The 21577-nt window shown below is 68.0% G+C and carries 23 protein-coding genes; 11 read left to right on the forward strand and 12 right to left on the reverse strand.

Annotated elements, in window-relative coordinates:
* Positions 1-684 precede the first annotated feature (684 nt).
* On the reverse strand, positions 685-1389 hold the full coding sequence (locus AB0C46_RS34105; RefSeq protein ID WP_362832656.1) for a TetR/AcrR family transcriptional regulator: 705 nt from the start codon (positions 1387-1389) through the stop codon (positions 685-687).
* 162 nt (positions 1390-1551) lie between these two features.
* Between AB0C46_RS34105 and AB0C46_RS34110 the strand changes: the two genes are divergently transcribed.
* The 4 genes from AB0C46_RS34110 to AB0C46_RS34125 all read left to right on the forward strand — a co-directional run bounded on the left by AB0C46_RS34110 (position 1552) and on the right by AB0C46_RS34125 (position 4695).
* Complete coding sequence (locus tag AB0C46_RS34110) at positions 1552-2430, forward strand: alpha/beta hydrolase (protein WP_362832657.1); 879 nt, start codon at positions 1552-1554, stop codon at positions 2428-2430.
* A gap of 263 nt (positions 2431-2693) precedes the next feature.
* Entirely contained in the window at positions 2694-3011 is a 318-nt protein-coding gene (locus AB0C46_RS34115; RefSeq protein ID WP_362832659.1) for a DUF2563 family protein, read from the forward strand.
* Positions 3008-4072 (forward strand): WXG100 family type VII secretion target, encoded by a 1065-nt coding sequence (locus AB0C46_RS34120; protein ID WP_362832661.1) that lies wholly within the window; start codon positions 3008-3010, stop codon positions 4070-4072. The genes AB0C46_RS34115 and AB0C46_RS34120 overlap by 4 nt, the downstream gene beginning before the upstream one ends.
* Positions 4069-4695: a hypothetical protein gene (locus AB0C46_RS34125; RefSeq protein WP_362832663.1), complete on the forward strand. Its 627-nt coding sequence runs from the start codon at positions 4069-4071 to the stop codon at positions 4693-4695. The genes AB0C46_RS34120 and AB0C46_RS34125 overlap by 4 nt, the downstream gene beginning before the upstream one ends.
* A gap of 108 nt (positions 4696-4803) precedes the next feature.
* Here AB0C46_RS34125 and AB0C46_RS34130 read toward each other — a convergent pair whose 3' ends face one another.
* From AB0C46_RS34130 to AB0C46_RS34150, 5 genes are all read right to left on the reverse strand, one after another.
* Positions 4804-6165 (reverse strand): dicarboxylate/amino acid:cation symporter, encoded by a 1362-nt coding sequence (locus tag AB0C46_RS34130; RefSeq protein ID WP_362832665.1) that lies wholly within the window; start codon positions 6163-6165, stop codon positions 4804-4806.
* Between the two features lie 434 nt (positions 6166-6599).
* Positions 6600-6890, reverse strand: a complete 291-nt coding sequence (locus tag AB0C46_RS34135; RefSeq protein WP_362832667.1) for a DUF4229 domain-containing protein — start codon at positions 6888-6890, stop codon at positions 6600-6602.
* Positions 6891-7091: 201 nt separating this feature from the next.
* Entirely contained in the window at positions 7092-7616 is a 525-nt protein-coding gene (locus AB0C46_RS34140) for a GNAT family N-acetyltransferase (protein ID WP_362832669.1), read from the reverse strand.
* Between the two features lie 44 nt (positions 7617-7660).
* The gene (gene mqnE, locus AB0C46_RS34145) at positions 7661-8824 is read right to left on the reverse strand and encodes an aminofutalosine synthase MqnE (protein ID WP_362832752.1); all 1164 of its coding nucleotides are present in this window, start codon (positions 8822-8824) and stop codon (positions 7661-7663) included.
* A gap of 169 nt (positions 8825-8993) precedes the next feature.
* Positions 8994-9452: an Lrp/AsnC family transcriptional regulator gene (locus AB0C46_RS34150; protein ID WP_362832671.1), complete on the reverse strand. Its 459-nt coding sequence runs from the start codon at positions 9450-9452 to the stop codon at positions 8994-8996.
* 121 nt (positions 9453-9573) lie between these two features.
* On the opposite strand from AB0C46_RS34150, the gene AB0C46_RS34155 reads away from it, so the two are divergent.
* A complete protein-coding gene (locus AB0C46_RS34155) occupies positions 9574-9705 on the forward strand; it encodes a hypothetical protein (protein WP_362832759.1) in 132 nt (43 codons plus the stop codon).
* Here AB0C46_RS34155 and AB0C46_RS34160 read toward each other — a convergent pair.
* A complete protein-coding gene (locus tag AB0C46_RS34160) occupies positions 9702-10430 on the reverse strand; it encodes a UbiX family flavin prenyltransferase (RefSeq protein ID WP_362832673.1) in 729 nt (242 codons plus the stop codon). The genes AB0C46_RS34155 and AB0C46_RS34160 overlap by 4 nt on opposite strands.
* Positions 10431-10546: 116 nt before the next feature.
* Between AB0C46_RS34160 and AB0C46_RS34165 the strand changes: the two genes are divergently transcribed.
* Both AB0C46_RS34165 and AB0C46_RS34170 read left to right on the forward strand, forming a co-directional pair.
* Positions 10547-11140 (forward strand): rhomboid family intramembrane serine protease, encoded by a 594-nt coding sequence (locus AB0C46_RS34165; RefSeq protein ID WP_362832675.1) that lies wholly within the window; start codon positions 10547-10549, stop codon positions 11138-11140.
* Positions 11141-11235: 95 nt separating this feature from the next.
* Entirely contained in the window at positions 11236-11826 is a 591-nt protein-coding gene (locus AB0C46_RS34170; RefSeq protein ID WP_362832677.1) for a DUF4870 domain-containing protein, read from the forward strand.
* A 179-nt stretch (positions 11827-12005) separates the two neighbouring features.
* Here the strand turns inward: AB0C46_RS34170 and mqnP are convergent, their stop codons facing one another.
* Positions 12006-12908: a menaquinone biosynthesis prenyltransferase MqnP gene (gene mqnP / locus AB0C46_RS34175; RefSeq protein ID WP_362832679.1), complete on the reverse strand. Its 903-nt coding sequence runs from the start codon at positions 12906-12908 to the stop codon at positions 12006-12008.
* Entirely contained in the window at positions 12905-14359 is a 1455-nt protein-coding gene (locus AB0C46_RS34180) for a menaquinone biosynthesis decarboxylase (RefSeq protein WP_362832681.1), read from the reverse strand. Before AB0C46_RS34180 ends, mqnP begins: the two co-directional genes overlap by 4 nt.
* 88 nt (positions 14360-14447) lie before the next feature.
* Here AB0C46_RS34180 and AB0C46_RS34185 point away from each other — a divergent pair, with 88 nt between their 5' ends.
* The 3 genes from AB0C46_RS34185 to AB0C46_RS34195 all read left to right on the forward strand — a co-directional run bounded on the left by AB0C46_RS34185 (position 14448) and on the right by AB0C46_RS34195 (position 17719).
* Positions 14448-14873: a PLD nuclease N-terminal domain-containing protein gene (locus AB0C46_RS34185; protein WP_362832683.1), complete on the forward strand. Its 426-nt coding sequence runs from the start codon at positions 14448-14450 to the stop codon at positions 14871-14873.
* 28 nt (positions 14874-14901) lie between these two features.
* The gene (locus AB0C46_RS34190) at positions 14902-15447 is read left to right on the forward strand and encodes a nucleoside deaminase (protein WP_362832685.1); all 546 of its coding nucleotides are present in this window, start codon (positions 14902-14904) and stop codon (positions 15445-15447) included.
* Between the two features lie 490 nt (positions 15448-15937).
* A complete protein-coding gene (locus AB0C46_RS34195; RefSeq protein WP_362832686.1) occupies positions 15938-17719 on the forward strand; it encodes a DUF262 domain-containing protein in 1782 nt (593 codons plus the stop codon).
* A 580-nt stretch (positions 17720-18299) separates the two neighbouring features.
* On the opposite strand, the gene AB0C46_RS34200 is transcribed toward AB0C46_RS34195, so the two are convergent.
* Positions 18300-18608: a hypothetical protein gene (locus AB0C46_RS34200; protein ID WP_362832688.1), complete on the reverse strand. Its 309-nt coding sequence runs from the start codon at positions 18606-18608 to the stop codon at positions 18300-18302.
* Positions 18605-18901, reverse strand: a complete 297-nt coding sequence (locus AB0C46_RS34205; RefSeq protein ID WP_362832689.1) for a hypothetical protein — start codon at positions 18899-18901, stop codon at positions 18605-18607. Before AB0C46_RS34205 ends, AB0C46_RS34200 begins: the two co-directional genes overlap by 4 nt.
* A gap of 237 nt (positions 18902-19138) precedes the next feature.
* On the opposite strand from AB0C46_RS34205, the gene AB0C46_RS34210 reads away from it, so the two are divergent.
* Positions 19139-20515 (forward strand): sporulation protein, encoded by a 1377-nt coding sequence (locus tag AB0C46_RS34210; RefSeq protein WP_362832691.1) that lies wholly within the window; start codon positions 19139-19141, stop codon positions 20513-20515.
* A 6-nt stretch (positions 20516-20521) separates the two neighbouring features.
* On the opposite strand, the gene AB0C46_RS34215 is transcribed toward AB0C46_RS34210, so the two are convergent.
* Positions 20522-21442 (reverse strand): aminoglycoside phosphotransferase family protein, encoded by a 921-nt coding sequence (locus AB0C46_RS34215; protein WP_362832692.1) that lies wholly within the window; start codon positions 21440-21442, stop codon positions 20522-20524.
* Positions 21443-21577 lie beyond the last annotated feature (135 nt).

Genomic DNA, 21577 nt, shown 5'->3' on the forward strand with positions numbered 1-21577 from the left:
CGTCGCCCGCGCCGTGGGGGCACCTCCCGGCCGAAGGCTGGGGGAGGGTACCGGTGCGTCCCCTCCAACCCCCGCGGCAACCACCCAACCCGCAAAACCCCAACCCCCACCGACCTGAGCGGAACGCACGAAACCCGCAGCGAGCCAGCCCCCACCCGGCGGCAGAAGGCACCCGGACCCTGCCCATCACCGGCGCGGAACTACCGCACGTCATCGACACGTCGGGCTCGTCAGATCCGAACACCGGCCCGTGCGGGGTGAGTTGTGTCGGCACGGCGACGGCGATGGCGGCCGGCGGCGGACGGCTCGCTCGCGGCGGGGGAATCCGTGGAACGCATCCTCGACCCAGCTCCTGACCTGACAGTAACCTTACTTCGAAGTAAATTTACGCGAGGACCTGATGCTGGCCAATGCCTGCGCACCACCTTCGTTCCGGAAATCCAGCGAGGGGCATGGCCGGCGTTCCACCTCGACCGTGCTCTACGCACCGGCCACGCCTCCCCGGCGTCCCGGTTGCACGCCGATCCGCGTGCCGGCCCTGGGACTTGGCGCGTGCGTGGGCACGCAAAACACTCCGCTTCGGTGCCGGCGCAGCTCCGTCGCAGGGGAAGGGCGAGCCCCCTCAAGGCGCCGCCCCGGCCCCGACGGACGGGGACCGGGGCGGCAGTCGGCGGGCGGGCCGTGTCAACGCCTGGCGCAGGATGGGCTCTCGTGGTCGGCGAGGCCGTTCGGCGCCCACCGGTCCCCGCCCATCAGCCGGCCGAGGCCCGTCCAGGCGAAGTTCATCATCGTGGCCGCCGTGTCCTTGGCCGACGGATGCTCCGGTGCACCCGAAGCACCTTCGTCCGTACGGACATTGGCCCACTCGGCGAGTGACTCGGCCGCGCCGACCAGGGCGTGCGCGAGCCCGGCGACCTCCCGTTCGGCCAGCTCACCGACGCAGCCCGCCTCCTTTGCGGCTGCACCGAGCAACTCCGTGACGAACTCGACGATCTCCGCCCGCATCGCGGCCACTTCGCGCGCGAACGGCTCACCGTGCGCCCGCGCCTGCTGATGGAGTACGGCCCAGCCGTACGGATGCTCGGCGGTGTGCGCGAAGAAGCCCTTCAGGCCGCTCCACAGCTGCCGGTCGGCCGCCACCCCCGGCTCGACGGCCGCCGTCACGGCCGCCACCAGCGCCTCCGACTCCCGTCGGATCACCGTGCTGAACAGGTCTTCCTTCGAATTCAGGTAGAGATAGACCAGCGGCTTGGAGACTCCGGCCAGCTCGGCGATCTCGTCCATCGAGGCCGCCCGGTATCCATGCCGTGCGAACGTCAGCACCGCGGCATCCAGCATCTGCCGCTCCCGGACGGCGCGCGGCACCCGCTTGCTCTTCACAGCTCCCACGCTGAAAGTCCCTCCATCCCGCCCCTTTACTGCAAAGTAAGTTTACGATCTTCGCTTCCCGCCCCTCACTCCTTGACACGTTCGCGCCATAGCGAGACGATACGTCTCGTCGCGACATGTCACATGCGACGCCCTCGTCCGCATCACTGGGAGGACCGCCCCATGCAGCAGTTCATCGACACCGCCCCCGGTATCCGCCTGTGGACCGAGCAGCGCGGTGCCGCCGACGCGGCCCCGCTGCTGCTGATCATGGGGGCCCAGGCGAGTGGCGTCGGCTGGCCGGAGCCGCTGGTCGACGCGCTGGCCGCGCACCACCGGGTGATCCGCTACGACCACCGCGACACCGGCCGCTCCACCTGGCCCTTCGAGGAGCAGCCGTACCGGATCGCCGATCTCGCCGATGACGTGATCGCGGTCCTGGACGGGCTGGGCATCGACCGGGCACATCTCGTCGGCATGTCATTGGGCGGCATGCTCGCCCAGATGGTGCTCGCCGACCACCCCGACCGGCTGCTCAGCGCCACTCTCATCGGCACCATGGCCCTCAGCACCACCCCCTACACCCGCCCCGACGGCAGCACGGTCCCGGCCGACGCACTGCCGGGCATCGCGCCCGAGGTCCTGGAGCTGTGGGCCCGTCCGGTCGAGGAACACGGTCCGACGGCCGAAATGGAGCGCCGGATCGAACACTGGCGCGTACTCGCCGGTGACCGGCTCCCCTTCGACGAGGTCTACTTCCGCGCCTTCGAGCACCGCGTCAACGAGCACACCGGGCACCACCGGGTGAGCACCGCACATAGCCGTGCGGGGGACGACGGCATGCTCCGTACGGACCGGCTCGCCAAGAACGAGGTACCGACCCTGGTGGTCAGCGCGCCCGCCGAACCGGTCTTCCCGCAGCCGCACCCCCAGCACGTGGCCCAGTGCGTCCGGGGCGCGAAGGTCGTCGAAATCCCGGGCATGGGGCATGCACTGCCGCCCGCCGTACACGCGCCGCTGGCCACGGCGATCCTGGCCCATACGGGGGCGGTGACGGCCTGAGGAGCGGTCCCCGGTCCCGGTCCGTCGGTCCGTCGGTCCGTCGGTCGGCCCGGCCGGCCGGCAGCAGACGCCGCTCCGCCGATATGGGCACCACCACACCCCCGGCCCGAGACCGGCTCCGCCCCCGGCTGACCCCCACTCGGCTGGGCTGCCCCACTGGCCCCTTGGGTACAGTTCAGGCCAAGTAATCCCCCTGTTTCCGCAAAGACTTGGGATAGCGCGGAGACAGGGGGACGCAGCAGGTCAACGGGAGGACGGGGCGAATGGGCGGGACGGGGTACGACGTAGAGAGCGCGGCTCTGCGTCGTTATGCGAACGCGGCGGACCAGGCGGCGGACCGGGTGGAGAAGATCCGGCACCGGGTCGGCCGACTGAAGCTGTCCAGCGGTGTGTTCGGCCAGCTGGCCGAATCCGACAGCCTCAAGTCGGACTACGACACACAGTCCGAGGAGGCGGTGAACGACCTCCACGACGTCAAGGAATCGCTGGGCGCCATCGCCGACGGGGTCCGTCTGGCGGCCGAGGCGTACGACAACAACGAGGATGACCAGGTCTACGCCCTCGGCGGGGGCAGCGCATGAGCCAGGCACTGGAGCGCATCGGATTCGACGTCGACTGGAGCAACCCGCTGGCGGGTGCGCTCGACTCCGTCATCCGGGGAGCCATCAAGGACCTCGGCCTCGACGAGTATCTGGAAAAGGTCAGCGGCGACAACGAGAAGCTGAGCGAAACCGCCAAGGAGTGGCGGGCCGCGGCCCGTGACATGAACGGCGTCGTCGAGGATCTGCTGGCCGAGCGCAAGACGTTGCAGCGGTCATGGACCGGTGAGGCGTCAGAGGCCTTCGGCAGCACCATGACGGAGTTCGAAAAGGCCCTCAAGGCCGAGGCCGAGGACATGATCACGGTCGCCGAACTCCTGGAGATGGCCGCCGAGGCGTGCACCGAGGCCGAGAACACGATGATCGAGCTGATCACCGAGATCGTCGAGGCCCTGCTGGTCGCGGCGGCGACGGCGGCGATCGTCGCGATCCTGACCGCCGGCGTCGGCGCCGCGATCGGTCCGCTCATCGGCGCCGCGGGGGCCGCGCACCGCGCGATGAAGGCCGTACGGATCACCGCGAAGCTGGCGGACAAGCTCAAGGATCTCGCCGACCGGATGCGGGCAGTGCAAAAGCTGCGGCGGGCTCGTATCAAGGCCAAGGCGCTGTGGCGGAACAAGAACGCCCGCAAGAAGCTCAACAAGAACATCAAGCGGGTCGGTAACAAGGTGGTGGGCGCCAAGGCCGCCGGTGCCGCCCTCGGTGCGGCGCCGCTGGCGAACAGCGTCATCGAGCACCACACCGGCGTCGATGTCGGCGAATGGGTCTCCGAGAAGACCGCCGGCGCCCGCGAGAAGGCCGCCGAAGCGGGCAACTGGGCGGAGCGCGAGCTCCACGACGCCACCGGCCTCAAAGAGGTCCGCATCGGCGACAAGCGCTGGGACGTCGAGCATCAGACCCCCGTCGGCCCAAGCGCCCCGAAGGCCGAGCAGCCGACCGAGCAGCAGAAGCAGTACGCCGACCGGCCCGACTCCGAGCGCTTCACCGACCGCCTGGCCGACAGCGCCGCGCGGTCCAAGCCCGTTCGGGAGGTCTTCGGATGAGTCTGCGGGTCGCATGGGGGAAAGTGCCGTACAAGGAGGCGAGGGAGCGCGCGGCGCAGGCGCTGCCGGCCGGGGAGCGGCTCGTGCAGAACGAAGTCGCCCTGCCCGGATGGAAGTTGTCCAAGCCGTGGCGGTGGAACCGCCCCCGCGTCCTGGTCGGCCGGCGTCTCCCGGGCGACCGCTGGGAAGGCACCAAGCGGGCTGTCTGGTCGGTCTACTGGGGCATCGAAGCGATCCTCGGACCGATCCCTGATCTCTTCGGGGGGCGGCGGCGGGGCAAGCCGCTCAAGGGCGGCTGGGGAAGCCTGGCGGGCGGGCTGGCCACTGCCCTGTGGCCGCGCGTCCCGACCACGGACGCGCTGCCGGTGCTCCAGCTCACCGACCGCCGGCTGCACATCAGCTATGTCCAGCGGGGCCGCCGCCGCGGCGAACTGGGCGCGGTCGAGCCGGGCTGGAGTACGGCGGCGGAGCAGGTGGCCTGGGTCCGGCACCGTACCGACGTCGACGCCGACACCTTCGAATTCGGCTTCACGGACGGCTCCTGGGTCCGGGTGGAGCTGCCGAGCCAGCACGCCGTGTACTTGACGGAGTGCTTTCCCCGGGCGGAGGCGGGACGGCCTTAGCGCGCCGGCCGCCACCGGCCTCCCGGCGAGGCTGTCCACACAGATGCGCCCCGATCCTTGGAATCCGCAGACTCAAGGTCGGGGCGCATCCGGGCGACAGGCCGGGAACTACGCAGCCGTCGGCACCGGCACGGAAATCTTCTCTTCCGCGCCCTCGGCACCGGCCGTCTCCGAGCTGATGCGCTGGACGCCGTTGTAGGCGTCGCGGTCGAGGATCTTCTCCCTGGCGGACACCAGGATCGGGATGACCGACTGGCCGGCCACGTTGGTGGCCGTACGCATCATGTCCAGGATCGGGTCGATGGCCATCAGCAGACCGACGCCCTCCAGGGGCAGGCCCAGCGTGGAGAGGGTCAGCGTCAGCATGACCGTCGCGCCGGTCAGACCGGCGGTGGCGGCGGAGCCGATGACGGAGACGAAGGCGATCAGGAGGTAGTCGCCGATGCCCAGGTGGACGTCGAAGATCTGCGCGATGAAGATCGCGGCGATCGCCGGGTAGATCGAGGCGCAGCCGTCCATCTTGGTCGTCGAGCCGAACGGCACCGCGAAGGAGGCGTACTCACGCGGTACGCCGAGGCGCTCGGTGACCTGCTGGGTGACCGGCATGGTGCCGACCGACGAGCGGGAGACGAAGGCCAGCTGGATGGCGGGCCAGGCGCCGCGGAAGAACTGCAGCGGGTTGACCTTGGCGACGGTCGACAGCAGCAGCGGGTAGACGCCGAACAGCACCAGGGCGCAGCCGACGTAGATGTCGACGGTGAAGGTCGCGTACTTGCCGATCAGGTTCCAGCCGTATGTCGCGATGGCGTTGCCGATGAGGCCGACGGTGCCGATCGGGGCGAGGCGGATGACCCACCACAGGGCCTTCTGGAGCAGTTCGAGGACCGAGCGGCTGATCTTGAGGACCGGTTCGGCCTTCTCACCGAGCTGCAGCGCGGCGATACCGGCGACGGCGGCCATGAAGACGATCTGCAGGACGTTCAGCTCGGTGAACGGCGTGATGATGTCGGTGGGGACGATGCCGGTCAGGAAGTCGATCCAGGAGCCGGCCTCGTCGGGGGCCTTGCCGTCCTCGGGCGTCAGGCCGGTGCCCGCGCCGGGGTTGCTGAGCAGGCCGATCGCCAGGCCGATCGCGACGGCGATCAGCGAGGTGACCATGAACCACAGCAGGGTGCGGGAGGCGAGCCGGGCGGCGTTGTTGACCTGCCGCAGATTGGTGATCGACACCAGGATCGCGAAGAAGACCAGCGGCGCCACGGCCAGCTTCAGCAGCTGGACGAAGAGGTCGCCGATGTGGTGCAGCGTGGCGGTGAGCCAGCCGACGTCACCGCTCTTGGCGATCCAGCCGAGCAGCACGCCCAGGGCGAGGCCGGCCAGGATCTGCACCCAGAACGGGACCGTGGGTATGCGGGAGGACTTGGGACTCTGCGGGGCCGGTGAGGACTCGGTGGTCTCGGCAGACGTGGACAACGGACACACTCCGGGGACAGGTAAGGCGTCAGGGGACGGCGAAAAGAAGCGCCAGGAACTTGAGCGGCTGCGGAGCAGCTGCATTGCGGGCCTCTCCCGCCCGGAGGGGTGGGGAGAAGGATCTCCGGCCGCTGGAGGAGAGAGGTCAGCGGCGGCAACAGGCCGCGGACATACAGCGGCAGAGATCGACATGCAGGCGCGCCACGAGCGCAGTGCTCATGGGGGACGGAGGCGCGGCTGCTGTCTTCATGATGAGTACGTTAACACTTGAACTTTGAGGAACCCAAAGAAAATCTTTGGGTTCCCGGGAGACCGACGAGCCGGACCCTCCGTCAGAAACGCGACAGGCGCCCGGCCGTGGAGCAAGGTCCACGGCGACGGGCGCCTGTCGCGGTTGAGCGGCTGTGAGGCGTCTTACCTAAAGGTCCAGGCCTTTAGAGCAGGCCGTCCTCCTGGCCGGCGTTGGCCGCGAGGCGCTCACGCTGGCGGTCGACCTTGGCGACGATCTGCTCGGACATCGCGTCCCGCTGCTTGCGCAGCAGCACAAAGCTGAGCGGCGCGGAGATCACGATGGCGAGCAGCAGCATCCACACGGTGTTGGCGGCGCCGACGGCGAGCGGAATGATCCGGAAGTACGCCAGCACCCACACCACGGCGAACGAGGCGACGAAGAGGCCGATGCGAAGGGCGGTGTAGCGGAGCGTGGCGAAGTTGTGGCTACTCACGGATGGGACCTTCTCCTCAACGGCAACCTAAAGGGTCTGCATCCAGTCAAGCACAGCGCTTCGGGCGATCTTCGCGGCCCCCGCCGCGGCCCGGTCCTGGCGCAGCCCGGTCCCGCCGCAGCCCGGTCCTGCCGCAGCCCCGGCCCCACGGCGGCCGGCTCGGGCCCCACTGCCGCCCGGCCCGGCCCGGCGGCCCGCCCGTCAGCCCAGATCCAGCCACATGGTGATGTCGTCGCGGTAATCGTCGTCGGCCACCCGGATCGCGCCGGGCACCCGGCCGACCTCCTGGTAGCCGCACGCCTCGTAGAAGGGGCGGGCGCCGGAGCCGCCGCGGCAGGTGAGGCGGAGGGCGGTGACGCCCTCGACGGAGCGGGCGGCGTCGGCGACCGCCGCCATCAGCCGGCGGCCGGCACCCTGGCCCTGGAGGGAGGGGTGGACCATGACGGTGTAGACCCACAGCCAGTGCTTCATCAGGCGGTGGCTGTTGGCAGTGAGGAACGCGGTGGCCAGGACCCGGCCGTCCGCGTCGCGGCCGGCCACCAGGTGCTGGCGGCCCTCGGCCATGGCCGTCAGATGCTTGAGCAGATCCGGGCGGACGTCCTCGCGGGTCACCGGCGGGACAAAACCGACCGCGCCCCCGGCGTTGGAGACATCGGCCCACAACGCGCATATTCCGTCGTGGAGTCCGGGGGTGAGGGAAGGGTCCAGGTCGAAACGCACGTTCATGACCCGGACCCTAGCTCTCCTCGCCGACGGCGCTCCCGAGCAGGTCAGACGCGCATCGGCTGCGGGGATTCGCGGCGGTCCGGGTCCGGGCCCGGGTACTCGCGGATGGCCTCGTAGCGGGTGTTGCGCTCGACGGGGCGGAAGCCGGCGTCGCGGATCAGCTCCAGCAGGTCCTCACGGGTCAGCTTGTTGGGCGTGCCGTAGTTGTCCGCGTCGTGCGTGATCTTGTACTCGACGACCGAGCCGTCCATGTCGTCCGCGCCGTGCTGCAGCGCGAGCTGGGTGGTCTGCAGACCGTGCATCACCCAGAAGCACTTCACGTGCGGGACGTTGTCGAAGAGGAGGCGGGAGACCGCGAAGGTCTTCAGGGCCTCGGCGCCGGTCGCCATCGTCGTCCGGGCCTGGAGCTTGTTGCGGACCTTGCCGTCCTGCATGTCGACGAAGTCGTGCTGGTAGCGCAGCGGGATGAAGACCTGGAAGCCGCCGGTCTCGTCCTGGAGCTCACGCAGCCGCAGCACGTGGTCGACGCGGTGGCGGCGCTCCTCGATGTGCCCGTAGAGCATCGTCGAGGGGGTCTTGAGGCCCTTTTCGTGGGCGAGGCGGTGGATGCGCGACCAGTCTTCCCAGTGGGTGCGGTGGTCGACGATGTGCTGCCGGACCTCCCAGTCGAAGATCTCGGCGCCGCCGCCGGTCAGCGACTCCAGGCCCGCGTCGATCAGCTCGTCGAGGATCTCGGAGGCGGAGAGCCCGGAGATGGTCTCGAAGTGGTGGATCTCGGTGGCGGTGAAGGCCTTGAGGGAGACCTCCGGGAGGGCTTCCTTGAGGGCCTTGAGGGAGCGCGGGTAGTAGCGCCACGGCAGGGTCGGGTGCAGACCGTTGACGATGTGCAGCTCGGTGAGGTTCTCGCCCTCCATCGCCTTGGCGAGGCGGACGGCCTCCTCGATGCGCATCGTGTACGCGTCCTTCTCGCCCGGCTTGCGCTGGAAGGAGCAGTAGGCGCACGACGCGGTGCACACATTCGTCATGTTGAGGTGACGGTTGACGTTGAAGTGGACGACGTCGCCGTTCTTGCGCGTGCGCACCTCGTGGGCGAGGCCGCCCAGCCATGCCAGGTCGTCGGACTCGTAGAGGGCGATACCGTCCTCGCGGGTCAGCCGCTCCCCGGCGTGGACCTTCGCCTCCAGCTCGCGCTTGAGGCCCACATCCATCGACGCAGCCATCCGGTCGCCTCCCAGTCTCTGCCGTATCGGTGCCGTTTCCCCGGCGCCTTCGCCGGAGCCGGAAACGGGCTTCGTCGAGCGTACTCCCCCGTAATGGGGGCGGACGGGGCCCCCTGGCCACCCGCCCGCTCCGGTGCGTCCCGCCGCGCCCGGTGACCTATTCGGCCTCTTCGGGCAGTTCGCCGACGCGGTTCTCCCACTTGGTGGAGAGCACGATCGTGGTACGCGTACGGGAGACGCCCTTGGTGCCGGACAGCCGCCGGATGGTGCGCTCCAGACCGTCCACGTCCCCCACCCGCACCTTGAGCATGTAGGAGTCCTCGCCGGCGATGAACCAGCAGTCCTCGATCTCTTCGAGGGCGCGCAGGCGCTGCGCGACGTCCTCGTGGTCGGTGGCGTCCGACAGCGAGATGCCGACCAGCGCGGTGACACCGAGGCCGAGCGATGCGGCGTCGACCGTCGCGCGGTAGCCGGTGATCACACCGGCCGCTTCGAGGCGGTTGATCCGGTCCGTGACGCTGGGCCCGGAGAGGCCGACGAGCCGGCCGAGCTCCGCATACGAGGCCCGGCCGTTCTCGCGAAGTGCCTGGATGAGCTGCCTATCCACCGCGTCCATGCCCTCAAGCCTTCCAATCTTTACGCATATTCGGGTTCTGCATGTAGAATCTAAGGCATACAGGGCCTTAACCCTGCGAATCTTTCAGACGATCACAGACGATCTCACAGGAGTTGTCACCGTGTACTCGATCGAGATGGCCTACGCCCGCATGCGCGAGCTGCAGGACCAGGCCAATCGTTCACGTGCCCACCGGTCCGCGGCACCGCGGACCCGGCGCCTCTTCGGCCGCGCCGCAGCGAAGACGCGCTAAGGAGCCTCCGGGGCCTCCTCCACGTCCTTGGAGCCGCCCCGCAGCTCCCCCTCCCACCGCCGGTACAGCCCGTGCGGCACCTCGGCCGCATCGAGCACCCGGCCCGCGACGAAGTCCACCAGATCCTGGATGTGCGTCGCCCCCGCATAGAACGCCGGTGAGGCGGGCAGCACCACGGCGCCCGCCTCGTCCAGCGTCACCAGATGCTTCAGCGTCGGACCGTTCAACGGGGTCTCGCGCACCGCGACCACCAGCCGCCGCCGCTCCTTGAGCGTCACGCTCGCCACCCGCTGCAGCAGATCCTTCGACAGCCCGAGCGCCACCCCGGCCACACACGCCGTGCTCGCCGGGACGATCAGCATCCCCTTCACCGGATACGAGCCCGACGAGGGCCCGGCCGCCAGATCCCCGGCCGGCCAGTGGCGCACATCCGCCAGGTCCGCCTCCGTCACCGGAAACGTCGCCGGTTTGCCATCGGCTCCGCGCGCCAGCCATTCCTGCAGGCCGGCGCGCCAATGAGCGTCCCGGAAGGCAATGCCCGTCTCGTCCAGGAGGGTCAGCCGCGACGCCCGGCTGACGATCAGATCCACCGCCTCCCCGGCGGCGAGCAGCCCGCGCAGAACGGACGCGGCATACGGCGTCCCGGACGCGCCGGAGATTCCCACGACCCACGGACGGCGTCGGCCGGGGCCCTGCTTACTGGTGTCGTTGTGCGGCGGCTCCACGCATCGAGCCTATCCGGCGGAACCACGGACCCCCTCACGGCCGTTCCTACCTGTGCGCCCCTCGCGCAACCCCGCCGAGGGCCGCCCCACCGGGGGACGAGAAGGGACGGCCGGAGATGACCTCACGCGCGAAGCCCGCGATCTGCCTGATGCTGGGCTGGGTGGGCCTGCTCTGGCTGCTGGAGTGCGTCGACTTCGCCACCGGCGGCGCGCTGGACACCTTCGGGATCGCACCGCGCGAACCCGCTGAGCTGGCCGATGTGGTGCCCGCCGCCTTCCTGCACTTCGGCTTCGGCCATCTCGCGGCGAACACCCTGCCGTTGCTGCTCCTCGGCCTGGTCGCCGCGCTGCGCAGCGGGGTGCGCCGCTTTCTCGCCGTCGCCCTGCTGATCATCCTCGCCAGCGGGCTGGGCGTCTGGTTCACGGCCGCGCCGGACAGCAACACCGCGGGCGCCTCCGGCGTCGTCTTCGGCCTCTTCGGCTACCTGCTGATACGGGGCTTCATCGAACGCAAACCGCTCGACATCGGCATCGGCCTGGTGGTCGGCGTGCTCTACGGCTCGATCCTGTGGGGCGCGCTGCCGACCGACAGCGGCATCAGCTGGCAGGGGCATCTGTTCGGGCTGATGGGCGGGGTGCTGGCGGCCTTCGTCTTCCGGGTGCGCGCTCCCGGCCGGCTGACCACCGCCGATGTCCGACCCATCACGTAGCCTCAGGCGGAACGGGAGGCGCGGGGCCGTGCACACGGCCCCGCACCGCGCGCGGCGACGCACGCGAGACGCAGTACTTACGGGGTGAGCAGAGCATGTCCGACCACTACCCGCCCGGTTATGGTCCACCGGCCGGCGGACCACAGCAGCCGTACGGGACACCGCAGCAGGGCTGGCCCGGTGGCGCGCCCGGCGGCTACGGCTACCCCGGCACGCCGCAGCCCGGCTACGGCCCCCAGCCTCCCGCGCCCTCGTCGGGCCCCGCGATGTGGTCCCACCTCGGCGCGCTGCTCACCCTCACCGCGGGCACGATGATGTGCTGCGGCCTGGGCGCCTTCCTCGGCTGGGTCTACCCCCTGTCCCTGCGCGGCAACGAGCGCCACAAGCACGACCCGTACCTCCGCCACCACGCCACCCAGGCGGTGAACTACGGCATCACCCAGGCCATCATGGCGGCCCTCGGGCTGGTGCTGTACGTCGCCAGCGCCCTCGTCTTCGCGGCGGCCGCCACGGAGGAACAGCGCAACGGCTCCGGCCTCGCGGTCCCCCTGGTGACCGTGATCGTCATCTTCGGCACCTACGCGCTCTCCGGCGTGGTCTGCGCGGTCATCGGCACGGTCAAGGCGACCCGCGGCGAGCTGTGGACCTACCCGCGCCTGATCGCCTGGCCCCTCAGCAAGGGCTGAGCGGCCGGCAGGGCCCGAGCGCACCGCAAGGAACCGATTACTCTCTGTAATCGTTGCCGGATAAAAGGAGGCGCGCGCACGGCCCGCACCGCCGTACAGCAGACATGGGCGGGCCCGCCCCGCCGCCCGTCAGGCCGGGCGGCCGGGCGCCGCCCGGCCGCCCGGCAACCGTCAGGACGTCACACCGTCAACCCACGCACCAGCAGATCCAGCAGCGCGCAGACGAAGAGCGCAATCCCGATGAAGCCGTTGACCTGGAAAAACGCCCGGTTCAGCCGGCTCAGGTCATGCGGCTTGACGATCGTGTGCTCGTACAGGAACGCCGCTGCCACGATCACCAGGCCCAGCCAGAGGAACACCCCCGCACCGGTCGCCACGGCGTACCAGGCGAAGAGCCCCGTCGTGACGAGGTGACAGCCGCGCGCCCCCCAGATCGCGGCCGGGATGCCGAAGCGGGCCGGGACCGACAGCACGCCGGTCTCACGGTCCGTCTCCACGTCCTGGCAGGCGTAGATCAGGTCGAAGCCGCCGATCCAGATGCCGACCGCGAGACCGAGGATCACCGCCTCCCACGACCAGGTCGCGCTGATCGCGAGCCAGGCGCCGATCGGGCCCATCGCCTGGGCGAGGCCGAGGATCGCCTGCGGGAAGTTGGTGAACCGCTTGCCGTACGGATAGACCACCATCGGCACCACCGCGAGGGGCGCGAGTGCCAGGCACAGGGGGTTCAGCAGGGCCGCGGCGCCCAGGAAGACGACGAGCGCGATCAGCGCGCCCGTCCACGCGGACTTCACCGACACCGCGCCGGTGACCAGTTCCCGGTGCGCGGTGCGCGGGTTACGGGCGTCGATCTCGCGGTCGATGATGCGGTTCGCGGCCATCGCGAACGTCCGCAGGCCGACCATGGCGACGGTGACGAGGAGCAGCGGGCCCCATTGGATGTACCGGTCCGCCTCGTACATCGCGGTCAGCGAGGCGATGTAGGCGAAGGGCAGCGCGAAGACCGAGTGCTCGATCATCACCAGGCGCAGGAAGGCCTTGGTGCGGCCCGGCTGCGGAACTGCTGCGGATGCGCTGCTCACGAGAGGCCGTACTCCTTCCAGCGGCGGTCGACCAGCGCCGCCGTCCGCGGGTCGGACTCGACCATCTCCGGCCAGCCCCCGTCCCTCGTATAGCCCTCCTCGGGCCACTTCTTCGTCGCGTCGATACCCGCCTTGCCGCCCCAGAACTGCTGGTAGGAGGCGTGGTCGAGATGGTCGACGGGACCTTCGACGACGGTGAGGTCGCGGGCGTAGTCGGTGTTGCCGAGCGCCCGCCAGGAGACCTCGTGGAGGTTGTGCACATCGCAGTCCGCGTCCACGACCACGATCAGCTTGGTCAGCGACATCATGTGTGCGCCCCAGATGGCGTGCATGACCTTCTGGGCGTGCTTGGGGTACTTCTTGTCGATCGAGACGATCGCGCAGTTGTGGAAGCCGCCGGACTCGGGAAGGTGGTAGTCCACGATGTCCGGGACGATGATCTTGAGCAGCGGGAGGAAGAACCGCTCCGTCGCCCGGCCCAGCGGCCCGTCCTCCGTCGGCGGCCGGCCGACCACGATCGACTGGAGCAGCGGCCGCTTACGCATCGTCACGCAGTCGATGGTCAGCGCCGGGAACGGCTCCTGCGGCGTGTAAAAGCCGGTGTGGTCGCCGAACGGGCCCTCGGGCAGCATCTCGCCGGGCTCCAGCCAGCCCTCGATGACGACCTCGGCGTTCGCCGGGACCTGCAGCGGGACGGTCTTGCAGTCGACCATCTCGATCCGCTTGCCCTGGAGGAAGCCGGCGAAGAGGTACTCGTCGATGTCCCCGGGCAGCGGCGCGGTCGAGGCGTACGTCACGGCCGGCGGGCAGCCGAAGGCGATGGCGACCGGCAGCCGCTCCCCGCGCTTGGCGGCGACCTGGTAGTGGTTGCGGCTGTCCTTGTGGATCTGCCAGTGCATGCCGATGGTGCGCTTGTCGTGGCGCTGCAGGCGGTACAGGCCCAGGTTGCGCACCCCGGTCTCCGGGTGCTTGGTGTGCGTCAGCCCCAGGTTGAAGAAGGAGCCGCCGTCCTCGGGCCAGGTGAACAGCGCCGGGAGCCGGTCCAGGTCGACGTCGTCGCCCCGGAGCACGACCTCCTGGACGGGCGCTTCCTTGACCTTCTTCGGCGGGACATGCGTCATCCCGGCGAGCTTCCCGAACGCCTCGCGCACGCCGACGAACCCGTGCGGCAGCTCCGGCTTGAGCAGCCCGCCGATCTTGCCGCTGATGTCCTCATAGGACTTCAGGTCGAGCGCCTTCAGGAGCCGGCGGTCGGTGCCGTAGACATTCATGGCGAGCGGCATCGCCGAGCCCTTGACGTTCTCGAAGAGCAGCGCCGGGCCGCCGGACTTCTGCACCCGGTCCACGATCTCGCCGACTTCCAGATACGGGTCGACCTCGGCCTTGATGCGCTTGAGGTCGCCTTCCCGCTCGAGCGCGCGCAGGAACGAACGAAGGTCGTCGTAAGCCATGCGTTCCAGTATCGGGTACGCACTACCCTGGACGGGTCACCGGGCCCCGCCGAGGGCCCGCCGTCGCGCGCAGGGGGCCCGTTCCGCAATGCTCAGGTATCTGCCGTTCCTACTGGTGCTGGCGCTGTGGATCTATGCGTTCATCGACTGCCTCAACACCCCCGAATCGCAGGTGCGCGGACTGCCCAAGGTGGTCTGGGTCCTGATCGTCCTGCTCTTCGGTGAGGTACTGGTCGGCCCGGTCGCCTGGCTGGTGGCGGGCAAGCAGCGGCAGCCGGTGGCGGGCGGCGGCAGCACGCCGTCGGAGTGGCACCGCAAGCGCCGTACGAAGTTCGTCGCGCCGGACGACAACCCCGAGTTCCTCAAGTCCCTCAAGAACGAGAACACGAAGGACGAGGCGCTGCTCAAGGACTGGGAGGCCGATCTGCGCCGCCGCGAGGAGGAGCTGCGCCGCAAGGAGAGCAAGCCGGGCGAGTCGAACGGCCCGGAAGACACCCCGCCGGCCACGAGCTGAAGCACTCCCCGCGGCGTACGGTGAATCCATGGACCGCACGCAGGACTGGGGGCAGGACCGCGACGAGTTCCGGCTGCACGGCAGCGTCGACGGCCACAGCGACCCGACCGGGCACCCCGACCATCTGCAGGAGCAGGCCCGCGCCATGCTGGCGACGGCGGTCGCCGAGGCGCGCGACGGACTGGCCGAGGGCGGCATCCCGGTCGGCGCGGCGCTCTACGGACCGGACGGCACCCTGCTGGGCCGCGGCCACAACCGCCGCGTCCAGGACGACGACCCCACCCTGCACGCCGAAACCGCGGCCTTCCGCGCGGCCGGCCGCCAACGCAGCTACCGCGGCACGACGATGGTCACCACCCTCTCCCCCTGCTGGTACTGCAGCGGCCTGGTCCGCCAGTTCGGCATCTCCCGGGTGGTCATCGGCGAGGCCCGCACCTTCCACGGCGGCCACGACTGGCTGGCCCGGCACGGCGTACGGATCGTGCTCCTGGACGACCCCGAGTGCGCGTCGATGATGCGCGACTTCATCGGGGCACGGCCTGAGCTTTGGCGGGAGGATATTGGGGGTGGGTGAGGGGGTGGGCAGGCATCCCGGGTCAGGATGCCCCAGCCCGCCGCCCGCCGGGACGACCAGCCACGAGCGCCGGTTTCGACACTTCGTACAGGCCACGCACTGCCCGTGGAACCCGTCACCCCACCGTGGCATCCATACCCCCGCGTCACTGGTCACAGGCCCCATCTGCTGCACGCCGTCTGAGCGCCAGCTGTCAACGCTGCCTTCATTTGCGCAGACCCGCGCACAGCGCAGGCCTAGCCGTTGCTTCTGCCCCGGCTGACGAGCCGGCGGCGATCCATAGAGCGATCTGGGCAGAAATTCACCGTAGCGGGGGCGTTCGGCTCCAGCTTTAGCCACCTCCCCCCGGTCCGCCATCCTTCGTCCTTACTTGGGCCCCTGCGACAAGTTTCGACAAAACCACACACTGCCCCCGCGGTAGAGCAGCACGCTGTAGATATTGCACTTCAGGCGTCCGCGACCTTAGGACCGGCTGGAAGGCGGAACTGCAATGTCGATCACCCCCCGTGGCATGTCCATCCAAGAGGCCTACAGCCTCTATCGAAGCAAGAAGCTAATAGTAAATAGAAACTACCAGCGGAAGCTAGTGTGGGGAGTAGATGAAAAGATTCACTTGATCGACAGCATCCTAAAGGGATTCCCTATTCCACTGTTTCTGTTAGCGGAGACAGTGGAAGGGGATTTTGAGATTATCGACGGCATGCAGCGCCTTGATGCCATCTTCGGGTATATCGAGCACAAGTACGCCATCCCTACTGGCGACTTGAGAGAGTTTTTCGACCTGCGCGAATTCTCCCGCGCGCGCCAATACGCGGAATCAGGCGCCTTTGAAATTGAGCCAGGCAATCCCCAACTACTGCCGGCAGCCAAGTGCGCCGACTTGCTGGACTACCAGCTAGCGGTGACGATTTTCGACTCGAAGGAAGAAACGCAAGTAACTGAGGTATTTCGGAGAATTAATTCAGGAGGTCGTCAGCTAAGCGCGCAAGAGAAGCGCCAAGCAGGCGTGGTCAGCGACTTCGTCCGCATGGTAAGAAGGCTCGCGTCAGACTTTAGATACGACGGATCGCCTGACGTGCTTCCACTCACGAAGATGCCGGTAGTTTCAATCGATTCAGCCCGCGAAAGACTCGGCTACGGAATTGCAGCCGAAGAAACTTTCTGGTGCAGCCTGGGAGTACTAAACCCTCGACAACTGCAACAAAGCGAAGACGAACAGCTACTGGCGGACATCTGCATTTCAGTCGTCAGGGGGAACACCTTCAGCGTCAGCTCTGATGTGCTCGATAAGTACTTTGACCCCACCACGACTGAGAGCCACTCGCTCGCTATCGATTTGAGCGCATACGGAACCGACACTCTCGCCAATGACGTGAAGGACGTACTGGGCGCCATGAAAACAATGGTGGAGTCGGAGCGACCCGGCGTTAGCGGCGCATTCCGCTCGCATGTCAGCACCAGCAGCTTCACGTCGGCAAAAACTCCCTTCTATGCAATATTTATGGCGTTCTATGATCTGATGGTTAGGCAGCAGAAGCAACTCGCAGACCCCAAGGCGGCTTTCGCTGCAATTCGAAAAGTTTCAGCAAAGCTGACTCCTAGTAGAAACACGACCACAGAGCAGCAGCGTCAAGAGAACATCGACATCGTGCGCGGCCTCCTGGAGAAGCACTTCGCCAGTGCGCCCCGCCCGGCTCTAACTCATGGCCCTGCGATGGAAATTGAATTTCCAAATATCATCAGGCGAGCTCCCATAGAGAGTGCACGGTACGAATTCAAGCAAGGCATAGCATCTCTCGACCACAAAAGGTCCGTCGATGAATCATTTCTCCAGAAATTGCCGAAGATTATCTCTGCGATCGCCAACGTGGGGCCAGAAGCCGACGGGTACATCGTATTCGGCGTGGCGGACACCGAAAAGGATGCCGACAGGATCGAGCGGCTTGATTCCGTATCCCCGCTTCGCATGGGAAGGCAACTCCTGGTTGGCGTCGATCGGGAGTGCCGAGTCCTGAACATTCAGCTTGGCGATTACACACGGAGGATTCTGAGGGAAATCCAGAACTCCCCTGTGAGCGAACCTCTCAAAAGTGCGACGCTGGCCAACATCGACACCGTCTCTTACTCGGGAAGGTCATACGTCATCATTAGAATCCCTGCCCAGTCTGATCTGTCGAGCTACGGAGAGGACTATTACATTCGAGACGGGGAAGATCTTCGCAGAATGAAGACTAATGAGGCACTTGCGACTTCTAAGCGATTTACTAAGTGATCTAAAAAGTGTAGGGGGTGACAGGGGATCACGGTTCTAGCGGCAGAGCCGAGGGTCACGCTCGCCGTTCTTCAAGGCATCCGCCGCTAGTTCCGCTCCCGCAGGTCCACACCCCACCACTGTCAGTGCGTGGACGAGTTCTGCCGCTTTCTGCATCGCATCTTGCAAGTCGGCCAGGTGCACACGCTGTGCATCCAGAGTGCCGTGTGAGGGCCCAGCTCATGAGTTTCGACCCCCGCCTCCCCAATGCCGTACATGGTCAAGTCCCCTTCCCCGCAGGCGGGCTGACACCGACTTGCGGCGCCGCGCCGTAGAAGGGCACGATCACGACCCCGGTGCCCACCGACGCCGGGGTCGTGATGGCTTGGAAGCGACCTCCTGCCAGAACCCTGGACCTCCCAGGGTTTGAGGGGCGGTTCAGTGCCGTTTCTGAAGTTGCCATGCGTGACGCCTCTGATCGGTCGCAGGCTGGGCAGAGGTCAGAAGCATCGTCTCGTTTTCGGCTCATGGAATTGATCGGTACCGGTGCGAAATCCAGTGCCTCGCGTGGTCCGCCGCGCCCGTTTCCCGCCGGCCGGTGTCAGCCCGTTGCCCGGCCCTCGCCGTCCTCGGGTTCAGACAACCGCCCACCCCTGCTCTCAGCAACCCTCAGCGCGTCCCGCAACGCCTCAGACAATCGAGCGCTAAGAAAGCGGAGTTCGCGGGCGCTGAGCTTCTGGTCTTTGACCATTTCGGCCGCGTGGTCCAGGAGTTCAGCGCCTGTTTCGAGCTGTACCTCTTCCAATTCGTCGGCGAGCTGGGAGAGATGGCTTTCGCTGTCGTCGGTCAGCAGGTAGGAGGGTTGTCCGGCCGGGCCCGGCCAGGGGAGGAGGCGTGGCTTGGCGGTCACAGTGTCACCGCCATCCATTGCGAGACGTACGCCGAGTCTTCCCAGCAAGCGGACTCCTCGCGGCGTTTCATCCGCTGTTCGTGGGCGACGAGGTAGGGGCGGACGAGCCGGGCATCCTCCCCACGGATCAGGCTCCCGGCGTACGGGGCGCGGGCTCGCGGCAGGCGCAGGTGCACCGTCTGCGCGTCCACCCGCACGGCTACCCGGCTTGTGCCCGCCGCACGATGCTGCCCCGGCGCGGGCAGTAAGAGATTCAGCAGCCGCTCGAAAACCCTGCCGATATGGTTCCGCATGTCGACCTGCTTCCATCAGGTTGGCCATGCCCCGGGGTGCCGTCACGCATCGCCGGGGTTTCTTGTCTCGACAGTCAATGGCCGTCTTGGGCGACGAGGCAGTGTTCATACGGGGGTTCACGTGCACACGGGGGTTCGCGATTTCACTGAGGGGGTTCACGGTGAACTCCCCCGACTCCCCCACTGTGTGACACGATGAATACTCAGCGTCACGCCGGGCGGGGGTGTCAGAGGAACGTGATCAGAGAGCCGAATCACCGGCTGGCCGCGGCCATGGCGGAGGCCGGTGCTTCGAACAAGGGGCTGGCCAAACGGGTCCGTGAGGTCGCGGAGCGGCATGGCGAGCACCTCGGGACGACGCACGTTGCCGTACAGCGATGGCTGGACGGGCGCGGCATCCAGCGGCAGACGGCGGTGTATGTCGCCGAGGCCTTGAGTCACAGGTTGCGGCGCAGAGTGACGCCGAGGGATCTCGGTTTCCCGGGTGGCTCGGCAGCCCCGGTCCCCGCCGTCGGCAGGGGCTACGCCGGCTCGCTGTCCGAGACGCTGCACACGCTGGAGGGCCTCACGCACCAGCGTCCGGAAGACGGCCCGTGGGACGAACCCCGGCCAGCGGACACCGAACTGCATTCCGCCGCCTTCACCTGGCTCGTTTCCCGCCCGGACGGTGTGCCCGTCGACGGCTCCGGCACTCGCCGCGTCGGAATGCGCGAGGTCGCGGCGATCCGGACCGCCGTCGGGTTCTTCATGCAGTTGGACTTCCAGTTCGGCGGCGGGCATGCGCACAAAGCGTTCCGGCACTACTTCCGGGAAGACGTACTGCCCCTGCTGGGAGGCAGCTACGGCGCCAGGGTGGGTGAGGCGCTGTTTCAAGCAGCCTCGGAGATGTCACAGTTGCTGGCCTGGACCGCGTACGACTGCGGCAACCACGCCCTTGCCGACCGCTACATGCTGTCGACGCTGCGGCTGACCCAGGTGGTGGGCGACCGCATGATGGGCGCGCGCATCCTGGCCAATATGAGTCATCAGGCCAATTACCTGGGCCAGGCGGACCAGGCCCTGAGGCTGGCCCGCGCGTCGGTCGAAGGCTGTGGGGCCGGTGCCACGCCTCGCGCGCAGGCGCTGTTCTCCGCCCACGAGGCGCGTGCCCTTTCCACCGCGCAGGACCGCAGGGGTGCAGTACGGGCCATGAACGAGGCGGAGAGGTTCTTCGAGCGGGCCGACAGTGAGGACGATCCCGCCTGGCTCTGCTACATGGATGAAGCCGAGCTGATGGGCGAGTTCTGCCACTGCTTCCGCGATCTCGGGCAGCGTTCGGAAGCCCTTCGGTTCGCCCGTCGCGCTGTCGAGCTCACCGACCCCAAGTACGCCCGTACTCTCGGGCTCTGCCGCCTGGTGCTCGCGCAGAGCCAGCTGATGAGCGGAGACCTTGAAGCCGCCGTGGCGACCGCAGCTCTCGCCGTCGAAGCGGGAGATGCTCTCCAGTCCGCTCGGTTCCAACGGTATGTGGGCGACTTTCAGCGCGAGGTGTCCGCCGCCCACGCGACACATCCGGTCGTCCAGCAGTTCAGCGGACAGGTGCGGGAGGCGATGAACCGGCTGGGCGACGAGTAGCCGAGGTCACCCCGGGTTCCAGTCGCGTGGCGCGTCCTCATTCCGGAGCGAGGAGATACGACGGGCGTACTCCGCTGCCGTCTCGGCGCTCTCAGAGACGTTCTGCATGAGCCACGTCGTCATGTTGAATTCCTGGACGGCCCGCAGAGTGGGGAAGCCCGGCCAGGTCCGGAGGTCCCGCCCGTATGCGCGGACGTACGCGCCGTACTCCTCCCTGGACTGCCAGCCCAGGCTGTGGTGCTCGGTGGCGGTGACCATCAGGTCCCACTCGGGAAAGTCGAAGCTGAACCGCTCCAGGTCGATCAGGATCACCCGATCGTGCCGGTCCACCATGAGGTTCTGTACGTGAGCGTCCCCGTGCACGGGGCCCTTCTCCGACTCGAACCGCAGATCCGCCACCCGGTCCCGGAGCTCATGCGCGCGCTTCCGCAGGAACGCGCGGTCGTCCTCGGGTATGCCGACTGCCGTATCGATCCGTCGGTCGGTCCGGTCCAGCACCGGATACGGAGGCAACGACAGCGTGTCCGGCAGGCTGAGCGAGTGCAGGTCCCGGAGAACCGCGCCCAGCTCCCCGTAGCTCGGCTTCCGCCTGCTCTCCTCGATCAGGTGCCAGAACGTCACTGGATGGCCGTCAACGGTCAAGGGCTGCTCCAGGTCATCGACCGCGCGTGTCACGGGGAAGCCCTCATGCAACAGCCAGCGCGACACCTCAACCTCGCCGCGGGCCGAGTCCAGGTATTCCGTCGAACGTGCGATCCGCACCACCACGGGATGGGCCGTCAGCCGGAACAGGGCGTTCTCCCCGAAGCGGATCAGGCGTGCCCCGTCATCGTCGAGCCCGGCCCGGCGGCACGCCGCGGCCAACACCCGTGCGGCCCCGGCCGACGTGAAGCCCAGTCCTTTGTTCCGTTCAGCCTCAGACGGCACGGCTGTCACCACTCCCTCGGTACCGCCACCCCAGTGACGCAGACCGTCGGGGCGGCCGGCGGTCGGCAACGGACATCAAGGCGACGGTACCCACGGCGGTGGAGGCAGGCGGGGCCAGGGCATGTCGATCGGCCG

Source organism: Streptomyces sp. NPDC048637 (assembly GCF_040650675.1).
Taxonomy (GTDB): Bacteria; Actinomycetota; Actinomycetes; order Streptomycetales; family Streptomycetaceae; genus Streptomyces.